The sequence below is a fragment of the Massilia sp. CCM 8734 genome, from assembly GCF_011682155.1.
Classification (GTDB): domain Bacteria; phylum Pseudomonadota; class Gammaproteobacteria; order Burkholderiales; family Burkholderiaceae_D; genus Telluria_A; species Telluria_A rubra.
On the sequence record NZ_WHJI01000023.1, the window covers coordinates 1 to 15,549 of the forward strand.

The window sequence follows — 15,549 nt, forward strand, 5'->3', positions numbered from 1 at the left end:
AGCACGGACCGTTGCGCCCGCTGCCGGCGTTGGTAATCATGAAGATCATCGCCTGGCGCCTTGACTTGGTGCCGGCGCGCAGCATCTCTACAACGGTATTTGTCCGGTGCTCATGCAGCTCGTCAACCAGTGCGATGTGCGGTCGTGGGCCCGACTGGCCATCGTCGCTACTGATCGGCCGGAAGAACGCGCCCTGAGCGAGATAGGCCATATTCCAGGCTTTCTCCCCCGTGCCGCTCTTGGTGATCCGCTTTGTGAGCTCCGGAGACTGGTCGCACATGGCCACAGCATCCCGGAACAGGATCATCGCCTGGTCTTTTTTCGTCGCGGCGCTGTAAATCTCAGCTCGCGGCTCCCCATCTGCGACAAGCCCCTTCATTCCAATGCCAGCCGCAAGCGGCGATTTTCCGGAGCCCTTCGCGGTCTCGACGTACGCCACTCGAAAGCGCCGATAGCCGTCACCGCCATGCCATCCGAACAGCGAACCGACTACGAATTTTTGCCACGGCAGCAGCTCGAACGGCACGCCTTCGAAGTCGCCGCCGTTCAGTTTCAGCACGTTCCGGTAAAAGCGCTGGGCCTTGTTCGATTCCGCAAGATTCCAGACCAAACCGCGCTTGGGGCCCTCCGCCAAGTCGGCAAGATGGCGCGCGCACTGGGCGCGTACGTCTGGTCCGGCAACCCGCACGCCGTCAACAACCGATTGCGCGTACTCCGTTACCGCATCATCCGAAGAACTCGGCGAGCGGGTCTTTTTTGTCGTCTTCATCTGGTGTGGCATGCACTTTCGAACGGGCGGCTGGGGTCAGGCCGAACTCCACCAGGTAAGACTTGAACTGCGCATCGGCAGCGCGGAGTTGATTGACGGCTGGGTTTCCCTTGATGAGGGCGTCTCCCTGCATCGTTGTTGTTGTGTAGGTGCGGCCGTCGCGCGCGATTAGCAAACGGCACTCCAAAATGTCTGTGTAGCAGTCGACCAGGCGCTCAAGCGCGAAACTGTCCGCTTCCGTCAGCACGCCCATTCGATCAAGCAGAACGGATAGGCGGCCCCAAGCAACTTTGCCACTATCGTCGAGGTGAGCTGGGCACGATGGAATTTCGCGCTTCGGCTTGGACTCATTTTTCGGCAACCCTCGCTTTCCGGGATTGCCTTTTACCAACTTCAATGCGGTTGGCGTCGGGCGTCGTCCGGCCATGATTTCGATTCCAGAAAAAAAGTCTCAATTCGCGGGTGTGCGTATCGAGGGTGAGCGCGGTCCTGTGTGGCTCAAGCCCCCGAAGTTTGGGGATGCCCTCATGACAACATTTCTACGGGGAATGTTGTTGCGTAAGAATGTTTCTGGTGATACATTATTCTGAGATGGGCCAGCCGTCCGGGCCGATTGTCACCACCGGCCGCTTGGTCTTCCCCTGCTCGGCTTCGGTCTTCACCTCATGGCACGGTGCACAGATCGCCTGCAGGTTGCTCGGGGCATCTGTGCGTACGTCAGACCATCGCAGCGCCGCGCACTTGGCCTTGCTGACCACGTGGTCGACTGCGTACGCGATGACGCCGTAGCGGCCCGCCTTGAGGCATACCTGGCACAGGCCGCCGTCCCGCTGCATCACTACCTTGCGGACTCGGTCCCATGCTGCGCCGTAGCCGCGCTCTTGCCGGGAAAGCTTCGACCAGGCCATCGTTATGCGTATGCCTGGCCGCCGGCGCTGTGCCGCGCCATGTATGCGGCGTGTGCTGCCCCGGTGCGCTCACGCATCCATGCATCGAAGCCCGCAGCGCCGGGTGTGGTCCGCTTCTCGATGCGGATGTGTCCGCACATCACCTCGGTAGCAAACTCGTCATCGACCAGGTAGATGCTGCCGTCACTGTTCAGCGCGGCGCAGACTGCCTCGCCGGAATCTTCATCTGCAAAGATGCAGTGGCCCAAGTATTCGCCGTTCAGGTATACGTTGGCCGGGAGCATAACGGCATCGTAGTCGGGGTGCTGCGGGTCGGCTGCGAGTCTCATGGTCTATTCCTTCGATGGTGGTGATCAGCGGACAGGCGTGGCCTTGAGCGTCACGCCCTTCTCGATCATGCGGTTCACCTTTCGCAGGTCCGGCTCCAGGCCAGTCAGTGCGCACATGAAGGCGAGCGTGTTCAGGTAGGGCAGCACCCACCATGCACGGTGGACGGTGAGGGTGCAGATAACGGTGTGCTTGGTCATAGTGAATTCAGCGTGCGCCGTAACAAGTGAGGCATTCCAAATCGAACACAGAGCGAGTGAGGCCATCGGCACCCATCCATTGGCAAACTGCTTGACCTTGAGCGTTTGTATCGCACACGGTCATTTCTGGTCCGCCAGAACGGAGCATTACCTTATTGCCTGGCATCACCGAGCGAAGGTTCGGCGGTGCATAGCACGCAATCAACTGGTCTATGCTAAAAATCTGGTGATTCATAACGATTCCGCCCAATAAAAAACCGCCCGAAGGCGGCTCAAATTATTAATGGTACTTGGCCTCAACTCCTAGTTACCCGCATCGAGGCACTGGATGGCGGCTCATACACCTTCAGCACGGCTACATCAAATACGTCTTCGCACCTAACACTCTTAGCGTCGAACCATACGCATTTCTCCGTATCATCTTTGCCACTGCCGTTGTAATCCGAAACGTCAACTACTGACATCTGCGGACCACCACTGATCAGCTGAACCACTTTCCCTTTAGCAATATCTGACATATCTGCCACTCCATTGTTATTGATGAAAAGACAGTATAGGACGACTACTCCATGCAAAAAGGGTATTTATCTATTGCTACAGACGCTTGCGTGTGCCGTCTACGTCCGCCGCATGGCGCGCTCTTGGAGATATCGTTCTAGCCCGACCGGCTGTGTGGCGATCATCAGCCAGGCCCGCTCGTGTGCGATTTTCATGACTGGTCTTCTCTGTCATCGTTGTGCGGGATCAGCCCCCATCCCAGCTGGCGGCGTATCTCCTCGATACTCGGCGGCGGCTCGTGTTCGGCGTGCGTGCGCTGGTCCATGTATTCGCGCACCAGGTGCTCGTCGGGCTTGGTGGTCTGCGTCATGGAGTCTCGCACAAGAAAACAAAACATATTTGTTGTGAAGCACTTGCAAACACAACATATATGTTGTATTATGTAGTCACTGAAACGAACAAAGGAGGGTTATGAAATACAGCGAGTTCCGGCGGTGGTTGCTCAAACAGGGGGCTGAAATTACCCCGGCGAAGGGCAGTCACTTCAAGGTCTCTCTTAATGGCAAAACAGCAGTCTTCCCGGACCATGGAACAAAAGAAATTGGTAAGGGACTAGCAGAGAGCATTAAGAAAAACCTTGGACTTAAGTAAGAAGACCCCGAAAGGGGTTTTCTTCCCGGCTCGATGCATTGATGGACCACCAAGCAGTAAGCGTTAAATATCCGTAACAACAACCCGTATAGATCTACCGCGTATAAGACGCACCAGATAACCGGAAAGGCAAAATATGTTGAACTACCCCATCACCCTCACGCGAGATACAAACGGCACATTGTTGGTCGGTTTTCCCGACTTTCCCGAGGCGCACTCTGTCGGTGACGACAAAGAGGACGCGCTGATCAATGCCGTCGAAGCGCTGGAGGTAGCGCTGTCGATCTACTTCGATGAGCGGCGCCCTATTCCATTACCATCGGCTGCGGATGCCGGCGATGCCGTAGTGTCCTTGCCAGCTCTGGAAACAGCGAAAGTCTTGCTATGGAACGAGATGTATGCGCAGAAGCTCCGCAAAGCCGATCTGGCGCGCCTGCTCAACGTCCACACGCCCCAGGTTGACCGATTGTTCGACCTGAACCATTCTTCGAAAATCGAGTTTGTGGAACAGGCCGCGAAAGCATTGGGCAAGAAGCTGGAAATCAGCTTCGCGTAATTCGTCCCCGCAGAAATGCAAAAAAGCCCACGACCGAAAGGAGTGGGCTTCTTTATTTCCGGGCGCAAAAAGTCCCGATGGCAGCTATTCTACTGTTATGTATCCTGCTGTCAATGGATTTTGGAAATTTATTTCCCGATGTTCAGGAACGGCATTGGTGCACCAGCATACATGTTGACCGGTAGTTTCCCATCCCAGCGCTCAGCCTTCATGTGCTCAACCTCGATGCGGCGCAGCTCGAGCACGTCTTTATTCTGCGCCAGCGCAGAGTTTTGCACCCTCAACGCATCAGCCTGTGCGGTTGCCACTTTCAGGTTCGCGTATGCTTCACCGTCGGCCTTGGCACGCAGCGCTGACGCTTCGGCTTCGGCAATGGCCACCTTCTGCTTTTGCTCAGCTTCGACGGTCTTGAGCTTGTTCTCGGCGCCAAGGCGCAGCTGCTCCTGCGTCACCTTCGCACTGATCGCCTTCATGTAGTCATCAGAGAATGCGAAGTTTCGCATGTCGATGTTGATCACCTGGGCGCCGTACAGCTCAAGCTTTGTGCGCAGAGCGGCCGCGATATCGCCGGATACGCGCGCACGCTGGGCAATCAGGTCCGGTGCGGTGTAGCGTGCCGTGACGGCCTTGAACGCTTCCTGAGTCGCTGTCTGCACATAGGACGACAGGTCGCCGTCATGACTGTACTTCTCGTAGACCTCGGCCACCCTGGCCACCGAGATGCTGTAGCGCACGGTCATGCTGACCTTGACCGGCTGCGTGTCGCTGGTGCTGCCGTCGGCGTTCTCGATCTTGGCCTCCTCGGCGCGCACGCTGAACAGCGCCAGCTTTTCCCACGGCGCCAGGATGACCAGGCCCTCGTTCTGGATGCCCTTGATGGCGCCGAACTGCGTGATGACGCCGCGCGAGCCAGTTGGCACGGTCCGGAACGGCCAGAAGGACGAAAGCACGATGAGGACGACCAGCGCCAGCACCACATCGCGCCCGACAGCAAATGCATTCAGCGCTTGGCGCCCGCCCGGCAACTGCACCTTGTAACGATTGACTAAGCTCATATTATTTTCCAATCTTCTACTATGCCGCCCGGATCGCGGGGCGGCTGCGCGGTGATGCTGTACGCTACATATCGTCGGCAGCGATGCCTTCTTCGGCCGCGCATGCCGCACTCTCTTCTGTCACGGCGAGGCCGCTTTGCAGCCCATGTGCGTCTTGCCGTCCGCAGCCACACGCGGCACCAGCGTGGCCGACGTGTGCGTGCTCAGGTATTCGCATCCGGTGATCTGGTCCAGAAAGACGAGCGGTTCATACCGAAGGTTCGAGGTTGGCGTCGGCGGGGGTGACTCAGGGGTTGCTGGCGTCGGCGTCGGTGTTGACGGTAGAGCAAACAGCAAGGAAATCATCAGCACGACACCGGCACAAGCAACTCCTATGCTTCCGTCTTTCATGCTGCCGCCGTTCCGCGCAAATATTTGATGAGATCGGCAAACGTCGGGCACAACTCTTCTGCGCGGAACGTTCCACCGCTATCCATCTCCCGCCGTATTGCGGACACCAAGTCCTTGGGCGTGTTCCCGGCGATCTGCTTGGCCGTGGCCTTTGCCTTGCCTTGGAGGCGCGCGGCCTCGACATGCTCAGCGATGACGGCGCCGGCGCGCCCGCCGCTCTGGCGAACGATCTTCGCCGCGTTACTTGCGCTGATCTGCTTCTCGGTGACGGCCAGCTTTACGTCGCTGTTTGCGTCGGCCAGCACCAGGGCGTCGCTCACGTTCTGCACCGACCGGCCCACCGCCTCGGCAATCGCTGCTGGCGTCCAGCCCCACCCCACCAGCTTGCGATACTGCGCGGAGCGCTCCAACGGCGTCAGGCCCAGGCCCTGCGAGCTGGTGATCAGGTGGATAACGCGCTCTGCATCGCCGCCACGGAACTGCTTGGCACCCAGCTGGAAGCCGCCATCAGGCTCGCGCACGCCAGGCTCGGCCAGCCACTCAACCGCAGCGGTGATCCGGTGGTGACCGTCCACGGCGATGATCATGCCCTCCTCGATGCGGACCTTGATATCGTCAAACTCGTGCCCGGCGCGCAGCGACGCCTTGATCGATTCGACGTGCTCGCGGTTGATCGGGCGGTTAAAGCCAGGCTCGAACTGCACCAGGCGCGGATCGACGCCCCAGCTCTTTACCGTCGACACGCCCGGCATGCCTCGTTCCTTCATGACCTTGAGCGAAACCGCCGGCTTTTCGCTGCGCTGGCTTGCTGGTGCCGACTCGTTGACTTGACTCATTTTTCTCTCCAATTTTTATGGCGGAATGCGCCGCCTCGCTATGCTGAAAATCTGCACGCCCGGATACTGCCGGGCGGGTGTCGAGCCTGGCTGTCAGCAGGCCACGCGGTCCTTGAGCATCTTGAACAGGCTGTCGATCGCCTGATCGAATACCTTGGCGAAGTCCGCGCGCCAGACGCCGCGTGTCTTGAGCCCGTAGTGCGTCATGACCGATTCGCGCTCGATGACACACAGGTCCCACACCGCCGTGTGAACTTCGCGCACCAGGCGCTTGTTGACCTCGATCTCCATGTCTTCGAAGCTGTGGATGCGTGCGTCTGGGGCGCCCAGGCACTGCCGTGGTGCGCCTTCGGCAATCGGTTCGCCAGTCCTGATCCAATCGGCCCAGCCGTCCAGCAGGCGCACCACGTTTTCGTAGTGCTCTTGTTCCAAGGTGGCGCGCACCGCCGGCGGCAACGTGGCAACACGCACGGGCCTAAGCGCCGGCGGCGCCGCGCTATCGGTCACGTCTACGAAAAGGATGTCGGGTACCGGTGCGGTCTTACCGGCCCAGCGCAGCGTGAGGATCGGGCGCTTGCTCATGGGAGCACCTCGACTGCGCGTGCAGCTGCGCTTTCGGTTGCGATCCGCGCCAGCCCGGCATTGTGGCAGGCCACCAGGATGGCGTGCCAATCGTCGCGCCGGGCCCAGTACGTCGCACGGCACCAGTTCACTTCTTGCATATCAAACTCCTTCATTTTCAGTAACTCCATCAGGCGCTGCTCAATTTTTGCCGGTATTGGGCGCTCGACCTGTTGATCCATCACGTCACCCTCTATCTATAATTCAAGCACCTACTGCTCCTACGCTTCTTCATCACCCGAGCTGGACAGACTCAGCCCTCCTAGAGCTGAGCCTTCACATATCACCGTCGCAGTGTTATGACCCGTCAGCCGTTCGATCCGATGGTGCTAACTTCGCCGCCATCTGCCCCTGTTTCAGAATCTTTCCCACAGTAGGAGCACTCCCCACGCGCCGCTGTTGTTTCCCGACCGGCGCGCTGTTCACATCAGGCGCAGTCAGCTCATGCGAACCGCCATCAGCAGGGCGCACAGGGTCATCAGGCCGGCGCGCTGGTGCAGGTCATTCGCGTCCTCACCGACGACATCGCTCATGCGGTACGGGAGGCCAGTCTTGATGGCCGCTTTCTCGCCGGCCTGGGATACGTCGTTGTCGGCGATGACAAAGGCCGAACCGGTAACCATCGACGCAACGTGCGCCACGTTGGAATCGCTGAAACAGACCAGCACAGACGCGTTGAGCCGCATCCTGCGGGCCGCAAGCTCGATAGACAGGCCCGTGGCGTACCCCTCGCACAAAAACGTCTCCTTGGCCCGCGCATTGCCCAGCCTGAGCACCGATCCCTTGGCGCGCATCCCGAACTGCATCTTCTTTTCCCAGCGACGTTCTGCCGGCAGCCAGGCGATGCTCTGCAAGCCAGCAAGCGCGCCGGTCTCGAAGCTACGCATCGGCACGATCAGCGTTGCGTCATTGACGAGCGCGACGGTATCGGACAAGCCTTTGGAGTTGAGGTAGTAGTGGGTCTTGAGTTCGCACAGCTCGATGATTTTCTGTGCTTCGGCGGCAGCAGCGCGATAGGCGAGGTGTTTGCGGTCCTCTTCGGCCAGGGTAGCGGCGTCACGCGCGGCGCGCGCGCGGCGATGCTCGGCGAGTTCCATTTCTGTCAGCGGGCCACGATGCTCGCCGTTGTCGCGCCAGCCATTAGCCGCAGCTTCACGGAACAGTGAGCCGATGCCGATTTTTCCGGCAGGGCTGATGCTGCGCCATACCGACTTGGCGGCGTTGGTTTGATACGAATCGGCACCTTGGCTCCACGAGTCCCAGGCGTCAAAACCATCCTCGGCAAACTCATTCTTGAGCGCCATGCCCATGCGAACCCATGTGTCGCGGTCGTGCGGTGGCACGAACGACAAGGCATTGACTGCTTTCTGCATCGTCATTTGTGCCCCGCGCGGTAAGCAATCGCATTGGCCTTGGCCTTGTTCATGACAGCCCGCGAGATAGGCACGTTTGGCACTGCGTCAAAGCTCGGCAGGCCTTTCGGCTCGGCGCCGGTAATGCTGCGAAACAGGTGGAACGCGCGGCCCTTGGCGGTCTCCGGCTTGCCCTGATTCCGGCACAGGGTGCATGCTTGCTCCCACACCGCCAACTTGTTGCCGACTACAGCCTTGCCCACCTTGAATTCGACCATTTCGCCAGCGGCGTGCTCGATCAAGTTTTCCTTGATGATTTCAAAGCCGCACGACATGCAGCGCTTGCGGAACGGCACGAACTGGCACTGTGGGCAGTTGGCCGGGTGGTCTGATTCTTCCTCGTCATCCTTGCGGATTGTTTTGTCGAGTTTTTCGCCCATATCCAAGGCGTCGAGGCCTTCGTGATAGATCACCTCAAAGTCTTCGGCAAAGCGGACGATGTTTCCCGAGAAGTCCAGCAACAGCAGGTCCGTCTTTCCGGTTTCTGGCGACGCCCGCAGGCCACGGCCCCACATCTGGATTGCGGTCGAAAGGGACTTGCGCAGCGGGCGTACGTCGCACACACAGCTCACGTCGCGTTGGTCGAAGCCTTTGGCGAGCGCCTCAACCGAAATGAGCACGCGTAGTGCGGTATCCGCTGCCTTAAAGTCGGCAAGAATGTCCTTGCGCTCAGCTTCGGTGGTCTCGGCGGTGAACACGGTAGCCATGATGCCGGCTGTGTTGAACTCGCGCGCCATCGCTTCGCAGTGCGCAATGGTGGCGCCGAAAACGATGGTCTTGCGGCCCTCGGCGTGCTTGATCCACTCATGCACCACGTCGCCGACGATTTCCATGCCGCGTTCCTGCGCCGCCTTGTCGGTCCATTCTCCACCAGCTGTAGCTGCGCCTTCCATGTTGACTTTCGTGCAGGACATCACACGCATTGGAACCAGTACGCCCGATTCGGTCAGGTCGCGCATAGTGGTGGCGTTGACCAGGTTGTGATACAGCTTGCCAAGGCCAGCGCTAAACGGCGTGGCGCTCAGCCCGATCACGGCGGCGCGGCAGGTCTGGATATGGTCCGTCACTGCCTTGAGCTGGGTGTGTGCCTCGTCAACGATAATCAGGTCGGCATCGGGCCAGGAGCGGCGCGCGAGTGTCTGCGCGCTGGCAATCTGGAAGTTGCGAGAAGGGTCAAAGCGCCAGTGGCCGGCCATCATCACAGAATGCTGGATCAGCCCGAGGGAGTCGGCCACTTCGGAGGTTTGATTAATCAGCGTGCGGCGGTCGGCCACGAAGATGACGCGCTTGTCGCGCATAAGCGCTTCGTGCGTCAAGAACATAGCCAGGATGGTTTTGCCGGAGCCTGTCGGGCTCATGACCATCTGGCACCGGTGGCCGGCCTTGAAGCCTTCGCGCAGCTTTTCGCGTGCGCTGGTCTGGAATGGGCGGGGCACTGGGAATTTCGTGCTGGCGTAGTTCGGCGTCATGCTGCGGTCTCCAGGCGGGCGAGTTGCTTCTCTGCTTTCTCTGCGCGGCGCTGCCAGTAGGTGACAGCCTTGGCGCGCTCGATAAATTCGCCCGACTTCGCGGCGAGGGTGCGCTCGGCGTTGACAGCGATAGCCTTTTGGCGTGCGGCCTCGTCCATGGCGGCCTTGAGCTGGTCGTCCGCGTCGAACACGCGACCCATCATTTCGTTGTCGGCCAGCGTAGCGCGCAGGCTTTCTGATAATTCCGCGACCTGCTCGCGCAAAGCGTCGATTTCAGTCACGACGTGCTGTGCAGGCTCCACGTCCATCGGTTCCGGCTGTACAGGTGCAGGTGTGGGCTTTGCGGTTCCAGGCATGGGGCTGGCCGAGGCGGTTTCCGGGGACTGCGCTGCGGCCGCGCTCGATACTGGCGCTGGCGCCGCAGCTTTAGCCTTCCCAATGTTGGCGGTGTTCTGCTCATAGGTTGTGCCATTGCGGACAACGACTCGAACCGGAGATTCATCTGTGTTCGGAACACAGACCGATGCGCGAACGTCGCCAACAAATTTATTGCCCACGCCACAGACACGGGCAATTTCGCGGTCGCTCCACTTCGACCATTCCTCGTCACCAAGGAGGATCGAGACGGCCCGGCGCTTGTCGTCATTCGTGCGACGCAAGCCATGCGCGACGTTGGCGCCCGCAGAAAACAGTATTGCGTCGCGCTGCGACCCGGCGCGCACATCGCAGACAATCTCAGCAGCGCCAGCAGCTCGATGCGCGTGGAAACGATGAAAGCCGTCGGCGAGCCACATACCCGAGCTTTCGCCGTCGTTGAAGACCACCACAGCAGGCAGCTCACCGCCGAGGCGGATCACTTCGGCGTAGTCGTCCACGGTCTCCTGGTGGAGCGCGACGCGTGATTGCGTTCCGCCGCTGATGCTGATCATGCCAATAGGCAGGGTCAAAATTTCCGACATTAAGCGCTCCACAGCGCAAAGCGGTTGAACGCGCGGATGACCGTCGAGCCCTTGATCAGCTCGCGGCAGTACAGGTGCATGACGGTGCGTTTGATGATGGTCTTCATGCTGCTCTCCAAAATTTGGGCGTAAAGGGGCCTTGCGCCGCCGTATGAGCGGTGGCGTTGGCTATATTTATCGCAGTGGGATTAGGTGGGGCGCGAGTGCGAGTTTCTAACTACTGCCCAGTCAACCCGATCATTGAGTTCTTCGCAGCGGATTTCCCCGCCAGTCAGTTCTTCGATTCGCGTGCAGTGCTCAGCCGGAACACGGTTGACAGCTCGCCACGACTGAACAACTTGGTAACGCCCAACTCCGAGGGCCCGAGCGGCGGATGCAAGGCCGCCGAAGTACGCAATAGTTTTGTCGATTCCGTTCATGCCTCATTCTATACTAGAATTTCCAGCATTGGATAGCATTTTCCGTGCGCCACCTATTAATCTAGTGTACGATCACGCCATGGATACCATACACACTCGAATAAAGCAGCGCCGTGAAGAACTCGGTATGTCAATGAAAGAGTTGGCGGAAAAGGTCGGCGTCTCTGCCTGGCAGACTGTTCAACAGTGGGAGAAAGAAGGCGGCACTGCTCCTAAGCGATCACGGCTGCAAGCGGTTGCCGACGCACTGCAGACATCTCCTGAATTTCTAACCTATGGAGCAGCAGTTAGTAAGGTGGCGGCTCTCGGCGACGAAATGCTCAAGTCACTCAGCACTTTACTGACTGACATCGAAAAAGGGATGGTCGAAGATAGAGAGCGGCGTCGGAAAGCGCTTTCACCTCAGGCTGTGTTAATTGGCGCGGCCTTTGATATGCTGACTACCAAGCGTCAAAGGGATGCGATACTTTCTCAACTGCAAGCCTTTGATGTTTGGGAATGGGGAGAGCTAGAAAAATAAAATAGGTAAAAATTGCTAGTTTTTCTTGCCTTGCCATATTTTCTTGTGTACAGTTTGTTTCAGTCCAATCGACCTGAGGCGAACATGACCATCAACAGCACGACCAGCATTAGCAAAGTGCCCGCGAACGCACTCCCTGCATCAATCCCCGGCGGCTTTGCCGAGCAGATCAAAGCCGCTGGTGGCCGTCTTGGCGCAGCTGCTGCCCTTCTCAGCGTTATTGATATCCTTCCCGCCGTCGAGCGCCGTGCGATCCTGGAAACCTGCGTTAGCCTGGCCGCTGACGCGACACGCGACCTCGCCGCCTTTGTCGGAAGTGCAGCATGAGCGGCCGCCCACCAAGCGATTTGCTGGCCGATGCCGCCGGGCCGCAGGTCACCATGCAGTCGCTCAAAGTACGTGCAGCCGCGCTGCCACGCATCCAATGGAATGGGCAAAACGTCATCACGACAGAGCTCTTGGCGCAGCTGTACGAAACGGAGGCAAAGCACATCCAGCAGAACTTCGCCCGCAACTCGCTTCGTTTTGACTCGGGGCTGCACTACTACAAGGTATCTGGCCGGGCTCTCAAAAATTTGCGACCTTCTTTAAGAGGGTTGCAAATTTCAGCGAAGACGCGCTCCCTGATTTTGTGGACGGAGCGTGGCGCGACCAGGCATGCAAAGATGATCGAAACCGATCGGGCATGGGATGCGTTCTCAGCACTCGAGGATCACTACTTCAAGCAGTTTGAAGTCGATCCTGACCTTGAGCCAGCGACTGCTGATGACAAGGAAATTCTGCACGTTGCGGCATATCGTCTTTCCGTGAGAAACAAGGTGCCAATCTCGACTGGGCACTCCATTCACAACGAGGCTGCCGGCACTAAGCATTATTCCGAACTGACCAAGGGTGGCGTGAAACAAGCTGCGCAGGCATCAGCACCGTTGATCGAGCGCACAGCCACAGAAGAGCACTTCGCGAAGATCCAGGCCCGCAAGAACGCGGTTACAGGTCCTACCTCACAGCTCGCCTTGCCCTTGCACCATCCGCCGGACCGGGTCGGTTAGGGCTTGGGCTTGTGCACGCGCTTCCGAGCGGGCTTGACGGGTGTTTCGACTTCAGCAGAAGGCGGGCTATGCGGATCAGATAGCTTTACCGGCTTCATTTGGAACACTAAGCGCCTTTCGAGGTGCTGGACGATCAAGTCAGCAATTTCCGTGTATTTGCCAGCCTCGGGCTGCTCTGTTGAACTGCCGCTAACCCAGTCGGTCAGGTCTTTTTCGAACGTATATGCAAGCCGAGCCACAATTTCGCTGTTCATGCTGCGTCCATTTTTTTCGGCAGCGCGCGCAATCTGGTCACGCATTCCGTTCGGAAGCCTGACTATGTAACGGTCAAGAACTTCGCTGGGGTAAGGTTTTTTGGCCATGTCGCATCTTGATGCCAACTAGGAATATATTCAATGCTTCCGACTTGACATTGATGCCTAGTAGGCATATCTTGGTCACTAGTGCCAACTAGGCATAACGCTAGGAAATCATGAAAAATACATGCGCATCAACACACGCAGACAAGGACCGCTTCATCTTGCGTTTTCACTCTGAGGGTCAGCGCGACATGTTGAAGGCCCGTGCGCAGGCGAACTTGCGCACGATGAACGCCGAGATCCTCTTTTTAATCGAGGCAGGAATTCGTGCGACTAAACACGCCGAGGGTTTGGCTGAAATGCCAAAGTAAAGTTCCAATATTTTGAGTTTTTGCGGCGCTATCGACTATGCTAACCGCAGTGTCCTGATGGAAACACGGAAGATGAAAAGTTTGCACTGAGATAGATAAATACTACTGACAAGGACGGCTGGCAGGCCATCCTTGTCATTTTTTCCAACCACCTGGTGAGACAGGAAAGTTGTGGCCGAGGATGTTGACGCATCCGAGGCCGCGTGGATCAACACACCCATTTGAAAGTAGAAAATGACCCAACGAACGAATGTTAACACCACAAAAATCGGATCGCAAGATAATCTTGTAAAGAACCCACTTATGCTTGCGTCGGATCATACGGCACAGGCACACGGCGGCGAGTCAAATGCCGGTGCGCAAGCCCTGCTCCGCTGCATTGACGTACATGCCACTGATATTGAGGGGCATACCTTAGCAGCGCAAACCCTTTGCGAAATGTGTTTCGAGGAGATCGACAACTACGGAGACAGCATCGTTCCCGACGTCGGCCGCACGATGCTCCGCCTGGATGCGCTGTTGAAGGCGGTTTACCGCAACTCCGTTGTGGCGCAAGAGGGAGCAGACGCCATTGTAGCGCTGGTGCGCGTAGAAGGGGCCGCATCATGATGGCCGCCACGAGCAGCCTGGATACGGCAAGAAAGGCCGCCAGCGAAATCAATACCGCGCGCATGGACGCGCAAGTGCTCACCACGGCGATCGCGAACCGGCTGGAGGACTTCGAATACCGCGAGTGCGACAAAGACACTATTGACACCCTGTACGCGTTCACTCGGCTGCTGGGCTCGTCGCTTGAAAAAATCAAGGATGGGCACGGGGCGATTGAAGATCTCGTTTTCGCAAAAGCCAGCCCTGTATGCCGAGGTGCAGCATGACCGCCCGCCCGTCCCTGGATGCTCCTGAGCACAAAAGCTACCAAATCGCAGGCCTCGCTACAGTTTCGTTCGCACCTGGAAAAGCGGCGGATTACGCCGGCATGCGCGCCGGTCAACTTCACAGCTTGGCGCTTCTGACGTCAAGCGCAGAATTCGAAGATTGGACTGAGGCGGTGAAGAGCGACGCTCGCTGGCTGCTTGTCACACTTGCCGAAGAAATGGAGGGCTTGATTCAAGTCCTACACGACGAAGCCTGCGATGCGAAAACCGGTGGCGCAGCATGAGCGCACACCAGCACTTCGTCAAAAAAGACGACCACTACGTTCTCACCGCGCCCGCATCATTCTTGATGGTCGCGATCTACGCCTACGATCCGTCGGAGCTGGCTGCACCTGGTCTTCGCGAGCACGTGGACACTATCTTGGCGCGCGCCACAAGGGCTGGTTTTGGCCAGGCCGACATCCTGGTCACCATGCTCAGCAAGGGCGAGCAGTCTGCCCGCACGATGCAATTGGCCTGCGATGTGACCTACAGCGTCGGCGGCGACCGAGCAATGATCGCGATGATCCGAGATTTCAATCCGAAGAAAGGAGGCTTGCGATGAGCAGCCGTCAACCGCATGAACTGCTGGCGGACGCGGCCGGCAAGCACACGGACGAGCGTTTCGCCGATATCAAGGTGCCAGTGCTAAACTTTTTGGATTTCATCCAGGCCGACGGCGATGAGCTGAGCACTGACGCGACTATGGTGGCGACCGTCTTCAAGAAGCGTCACGACAACGTGGTGCGGGCCATTCTCAAATTGCGCTCGCAACTTCCACCTGACCGCCGCCTCATTTTTGAGGAGACGGTATCCAGTCGTCAAAACCCAAGCGGCGGGGCGCCAATCGAGACTACCTCGTACCGCATGACAAGGGACGGATTCACGCTCTTAGCGATGGGTTTCACGGGGCGCCGCGCTTTCGTTTTCAAGCTGGCTTATATCGACGCTTTCAACGCCATGGCCAAGTACATTAAAAACCAGCGCGACGGCCTGCGCTACCGCTGCATGGATTTAGAGCTGCGGGAAGTGGACAGCAAGCGGCGTGGCAGCTATCACGGCAAAGGGCTGGGCGCCAGGCGCCGCGAGAAGCAGGCGAACGAGGCCGAGGAAGATGCACTCAAGAAGCAGGCTCAGCCGATGCTCGACCTGCACGATCCGCCAGCCGGCGATATCGAGTAACCAGCGCCAGCCACCGGCAACAGAAAAAAGAAGGCCACCCGACGCGCAGACGCCGGATGGCCTATCACAGCCAAAATTTTTGAAAGCATGCTATGAACGACCAGAAAGATACCACACCGCTGCGCGTAGCCCACCGCCAACTGG

At 58.4% G+C, this 15,549-nt stretch carries 29 protein-coding genes; 11 read left to right on the forward strand and 18 right to left on the reverse strand.

Annotated features, from left to right (window positions below):
• The 8 genes from F2P46_RS20415 to F2P46_RS20450 form a co-directional block, all read right to left on the reverse strand.
• A partial coding sequence (locus F2P46_RS20415; RefSeq protein WP_229509374.1) for a terminase large subunit occupies positions 1 to 781 on the reverse strand: 781 nt, incomplete at its 3' end.
• Positions 726 to 1,196: a phage terminase small subunit P27 family gene (locus tag F2P46_RS20420; RefSeq protein ID WP_166893557.1), complete on the reverse strand. Its 471-nt coding sequence runs from the start codon at positions 1,194 to 1,196 to the stop codon at positions 726 to 728. The genes F2P46_RS20415 and F2P46_RS20420, both read right to left, overlap by 56 nt.
• A 154-nt stretch (positions 1,197 to 1,350) precedes the next feature.
• Positions 1,351 to 1,677 carry an HNH endonuclease signature motif containing protein gene (locus tag F2P46_RS20425; RefSeq protein ID WP_166893560.1) on the reverse strand — a complete coding sequence of 109 codons (327 nt, stop codon included), beginning with the start codon at positions 1,675 to 1,677 and terminating at the stop codon, positions 1,351 to 1,353.
• Between the two features lie 2 nt (positions 1,678 to 1,679).
• A complete protein-coding gene (locus F2P46_RS20430; RefSeq protein ID WP_166893562.1) occupies positions 1,680 to 2,006 on the reverse strand; it encodes a DUF3126 family protein in 327 nt (108 codons plus the stop codon).
• Positions 2,007 to 2,030: 24 nt separating this feature from the next.
• A complete protein-coding gene (locus F2P46_RS20435; protein ID WP_166893564.1) occupies positions 2,031 to 2,204 on the reverse strand; it encodes a hypothetical protein in 174 nt (57 codons plus the stop codon).
• A 7-nt stretch (positions 2,205 to 2,211) separates the two neighbouring features.
• On the reverse strand, positions 2,212 to 2,439 hold the full coding sequence (locus F2P46_RS38835; protein WP_166893566.1) for a DUF2158 domain-containing protein: 228 nt from the start codon (positions 2,437 to 2,439) through the stop codon (positions 2,212 to 2,214).
• Positions 2,440 to 2,500: 61 nt separating this feature from the next.
• On the reverse strand, positions 2,501 to 2,722 hold the full coding sequence (locus F2P46_RS38840) for a DUF2158 domain-containing protein (protein ID WP_166893568.1): 222 nt from the start codon (positions 2,720 to 2,722) through the stop codon (positions 2,501 to 2,503).
• Positions 2,723 to 2,913: 191 nt separating this feature from the next.
• Entirely contained in the window at positions 2,914 to 3,072 is a 159-nt protein-coding gene (locus tag F2P46_RS20450; RefSeq protein ID WP_166893570.1) for a hypothetical protein, read from the reverse strand.
• A 101-nt stretch (positions 3,073 to 3,173) separates the two neighbouring features.
• Between F2P46_RS20450 and F2P46_RS20455 the strand changes: the two genes are divergently transcribed.
• Both F2P46_RS20455 and F2P46_RS20460 read left to right on the forward strand, forming a co-directional pair.
• A complete protein-coding gene (locus F2P46_RS20455) occupies positions 3,174 to 3,353 on the forward strand; it encodes a type II toxin-antitoxin system HicA family toxin (protein ID WP_166893572.1) in 180 nt (59 codons plus the stop codon).
• A gap of 136 nt (positions 3,354 to 3,489) precedes the next feature.
• On the forward strand, positions 3,490 to 3,909 hold the full coding sequence (locus F2P46_RS20460; protein ID WP_166893574.1) for a type II toxin-antitoxin system HicB family antitoxin: 420 nt from the start codon (positions 3,490 to 3,492) through the stop codon (positions 3,907 to 3,909).
• Positions 3,910 to 4,037: 128 nt separating this feature from the next.
• Here F2P46_RS20460 and F2P46_RS20465 read toward each other — a convergent pair whose 3' ends face one another.
• From F2P46_RS20465 to F2P46_RS38845, 9 genes are all read right to left on the reverse strand, one after another.
• Positions 4,038 to 4,976 (reverse strand): prohibitin family protein, encoded by a 939-nt coding sequence (locus F2P46_RS20465; RefSeq protein WP_208296709.1) that lies wholly within the window; start codon positions 4,974 to 4,976, stop codon positions 4,038 to 4,040.
• 108 nt (positions 4,977 to 5,084) lie between these two features.
• Positions 5,085 to 5,354 carry a hypothetical protein gene (locus tag F2P46_RS20470; protein WP_166893576.1) on the reverse strand — a complete coding sequence of 90 codons (270 nt, stop codon included), beginning with the start codon at positions 5,352 to 5,354 and terminating at the stop codon, positions 5,085 to 5,087.
• The gene (locus tag F2P46_RS20475) at positions 5,351 to 6,190 is read right to left on the reverse strand and encodes a hypothetical protein (protein WP_166893578.1); all 840 of its coding nucleotides are present in this window, start codon (positions 6,188 to 6,190) and stop codon (positions 5,351 to 5,353) included. The genes F2P46_RS20470 and F2P46_RS20475 overlap by 4 nt, the downstream gene beginning before the upstream one ends.
• Positions 6,191 to 6,283: 93 nt before the next feature.
• A complete protein-coding gene (locus F2P46_RS20480; protein ID WP_166893580.1) occupies positions 6,284 to 6,772 on the reverse strand; it encodes a hypothetical protein in 489 nt (162 codons plus the stop codon).
• Complete coding sequence (locus F2P46_RS20485) at positions 6,769 to 6,993, reverse strand: hypothetical protein (protein WP_166893582.1); 225 nt, start codon at positions 6,991 to 6,993, stop codon at positions 6,769 to 6,771. The genes F2P46_RS20480 and F2P46_RS20485 overlap by 4 nt, the downstream gene beginning before the upstream one ends.
• A 255-nt stretch (positions 6,994 to 7,248) precedes the next feature.
• Positions 7,249 to 8,190 carry a PriCT-2 domain-containing protein gene (locus tag F2P46_RS20490; protein ID WP_166893584.1) on the reverse strand — a complete coding sequence of 314 codons (942 nt, stop codon included), beginning with the start codon at positions 8,188 to 8,190 and terminating at the stop codon, positions 7,249 to 7,251.
• A complete protein-coding gene (locus F2P46_RS20495) occupies positions 8,187 to 9,692 on the reverse strand; it encodes a DEAD/DEAH box helicase family protein (RefSeq protein ID WP_166893586.1) in 1,506 nt (501 codons plus the stop codon). The genes F2P46_RS20490 and F2P46_RS20495 overlap by 4 nt, the downstream gene beginning before the upstream one ends.
• On the reverse strand, positions 9,689 to 10,651 hold the full coding sequence (locus tag F2P46_RS20500; RefSeq protein ID WP_166893588.1) for a hypothetical protein: 963 nt from the start codon (positions 10,649 to 10,651) through the stop codon (positions 9,689 to 9,691). The genes F2P46_RS20495 and F2P46_RS20500 overlap by 4 nt, the downstream gene beginning before the upstream one ends.
• A 188-nt stretch (positions 10,652 to 10,839) precedes the next feature.
• Positions 10,840 to 11,070, reverse strand: a complete 231-nt coding sequence (locus F2P46_RS38845; RefSeq protein WP_166893590.1) for a Cro/CI family transcriptional regulator — start codon at positions 11,068 to 11,070, stop codon at positions 10,840 to 10,842.
• A gap of 79 nt (positions 11,071 to 11,149) precedes the next feature.
• Between F2P46_RS38845 and F2P46_RS20510 the strand changes: the two genes are divergently transcribed.
• From F2P46_RS20510 to F2P46_RS20520, 3 genes are all read left to right on the forward strand, one after another.
• A complete protein-coding gene (locus F2P46_RS20510; RefSeq protein ID WP_166893592.1) occupies positions 11,150 to 11,590 on the forward strand; it encodes a helix-turn-helix transcriptional regulator in 441 nt (146 codons plus the stop codon).
• A gap of 84 nt (positions 11,591 to 11,674) precedes the next feature.
• The gene (locus F2P46_RS20515) at positions 11,675 to 11,917 is read left to right on the forward strand and encodes a hypothetical protein (RefSeq protein ID WP_166893594.1); all 243 of its coding nucleotides are present in this window, start codon (positions 11,675 to 11,677) and stop codon (positions 11,915 to 11,917) included.
• Positions 11,914 to 12,639, forward strand: coding sequence for an ORF6N domain-containing protein (locus F2P46_RS20520; RefSeq protein WP_208296710.1), 726 nt, complete (start codon positions 11,914 to 11,916; stop codon positions 12,637 to 12,639). The genes F2P46_RS20515 and F2P46_RS20520 overlap by 4 nt, the downstream gene beginning before the upstream one ends.
• Here F2P46_RS20520 and F2P46_RS38285 read toward each other — a convergent pair.
• Positions 12,636 to 13,001 carry an Arc family DNA-binding protein gene (locus F2P46_RS38285; RefSeq protein ID WP_166893596.1) on the reverse strand — a complete coding sequence of 122 codons (366 nt, stop codon included), beginning with the start codon at positions 12,999 to 13,001 and terminating at the stop codon, positions 12,636 to 12,638. The two genes, F2P46_RS20520 and F2P46_RS38285, sit on opposite strands and share 4 nt — an antisense overlap.
• Positions 13,002 to 13,111: 110 nt before the next feature.
• Between F2P46_RS38285 and F2P46_RS20530 the strand changes: the two genes are divergently transcribed.
• The 6 genes from F2P46_RS20530 (at position 13,112) to F2P46_RS20555 (ending at position 15,405) form a co-directional block, all read left to right on the forward strand.
• Positions 13,112 to 13,309, forward strand: a complete 198-nt coding sequence (locus F2P46_RS20530) for an Arc family DNA-binding protein (protein WP_166893598.1) — start codon at positions 13,112 to 13,114, stop codon at positions 13,307 to 13,309.
• 234 nt (positions 13,310 to 13,543) lie between these two features.
• Positions 13,544 to 13,918, forward strand: a complete 375-nt coding sequence (locus F2P46_RS20535; RefSeq protein WP_166893600.1) for a hypothetical protein — start codon at positions 13,544 to 13,546, stop codon at positions 13,916 to 13,918.
• Positions 13,915 to 14,184 carry a hypothetical protein gene (locus F2P46_RS20540; protein ID WP_166893602.1) on the forward strand — a complete coding sequence of 90 codons (270 nt, stop codon included), beginning with the start codon at positions 13,915 to 13,917 and terminating at the stop codon, positions 14,182 to 14,184. Before F2P46_RS20535 ends, F2P46_RS20540 begins: the two co-directional genes overlap by 4 nt.
• Positions 14,181 to 14,468 (forward strand): hypothetical protein, encoded by a 288-nt coding sequence (locus F2P46_RS20545; protein ID WP_166893603.1) that lies wholly within the window; start codon positions 14,181 to 14,183, stop codon positions 14,466 to 14,468. The genes F2P46_RS20540 and F2P46_RS20545 overlap by 4 nt, the downstream gene beginning before the upstream one ends.
• On the forward strand, positions 14,465 to 14,788 hold the full coding sequence (locus tag F2P46_RS20550; protein WP_166893605.1) for a hypothetical protein: 324 nt from the start codon (positions 14,465 to 14,467) through the stop codon (positions 14,786 to 14,788). The genes F2P46_RS20545 and F2P46_RS20550 overlap by 4 nt, the downstream gene beginning before the upstream one ends.
• On the forward strand, positions 14,785 to 15,405 hold the full coding sequence (locus F2P46_RS20555; protein WP_166893607.1) for a Rha family transcriptional regulator: 621 nt from the start codon (positions 14,785 to 14,787) through the stop codon (positions 15,403 to 15,405). Before F2P46_RS20550 ends, F2P46_RS20555 begins: the two co-directional genes overlap by 4 nt.
• The last annotated feature ends 144 nt before the right edge of the window (positions 15,406 to 15,549 follow it).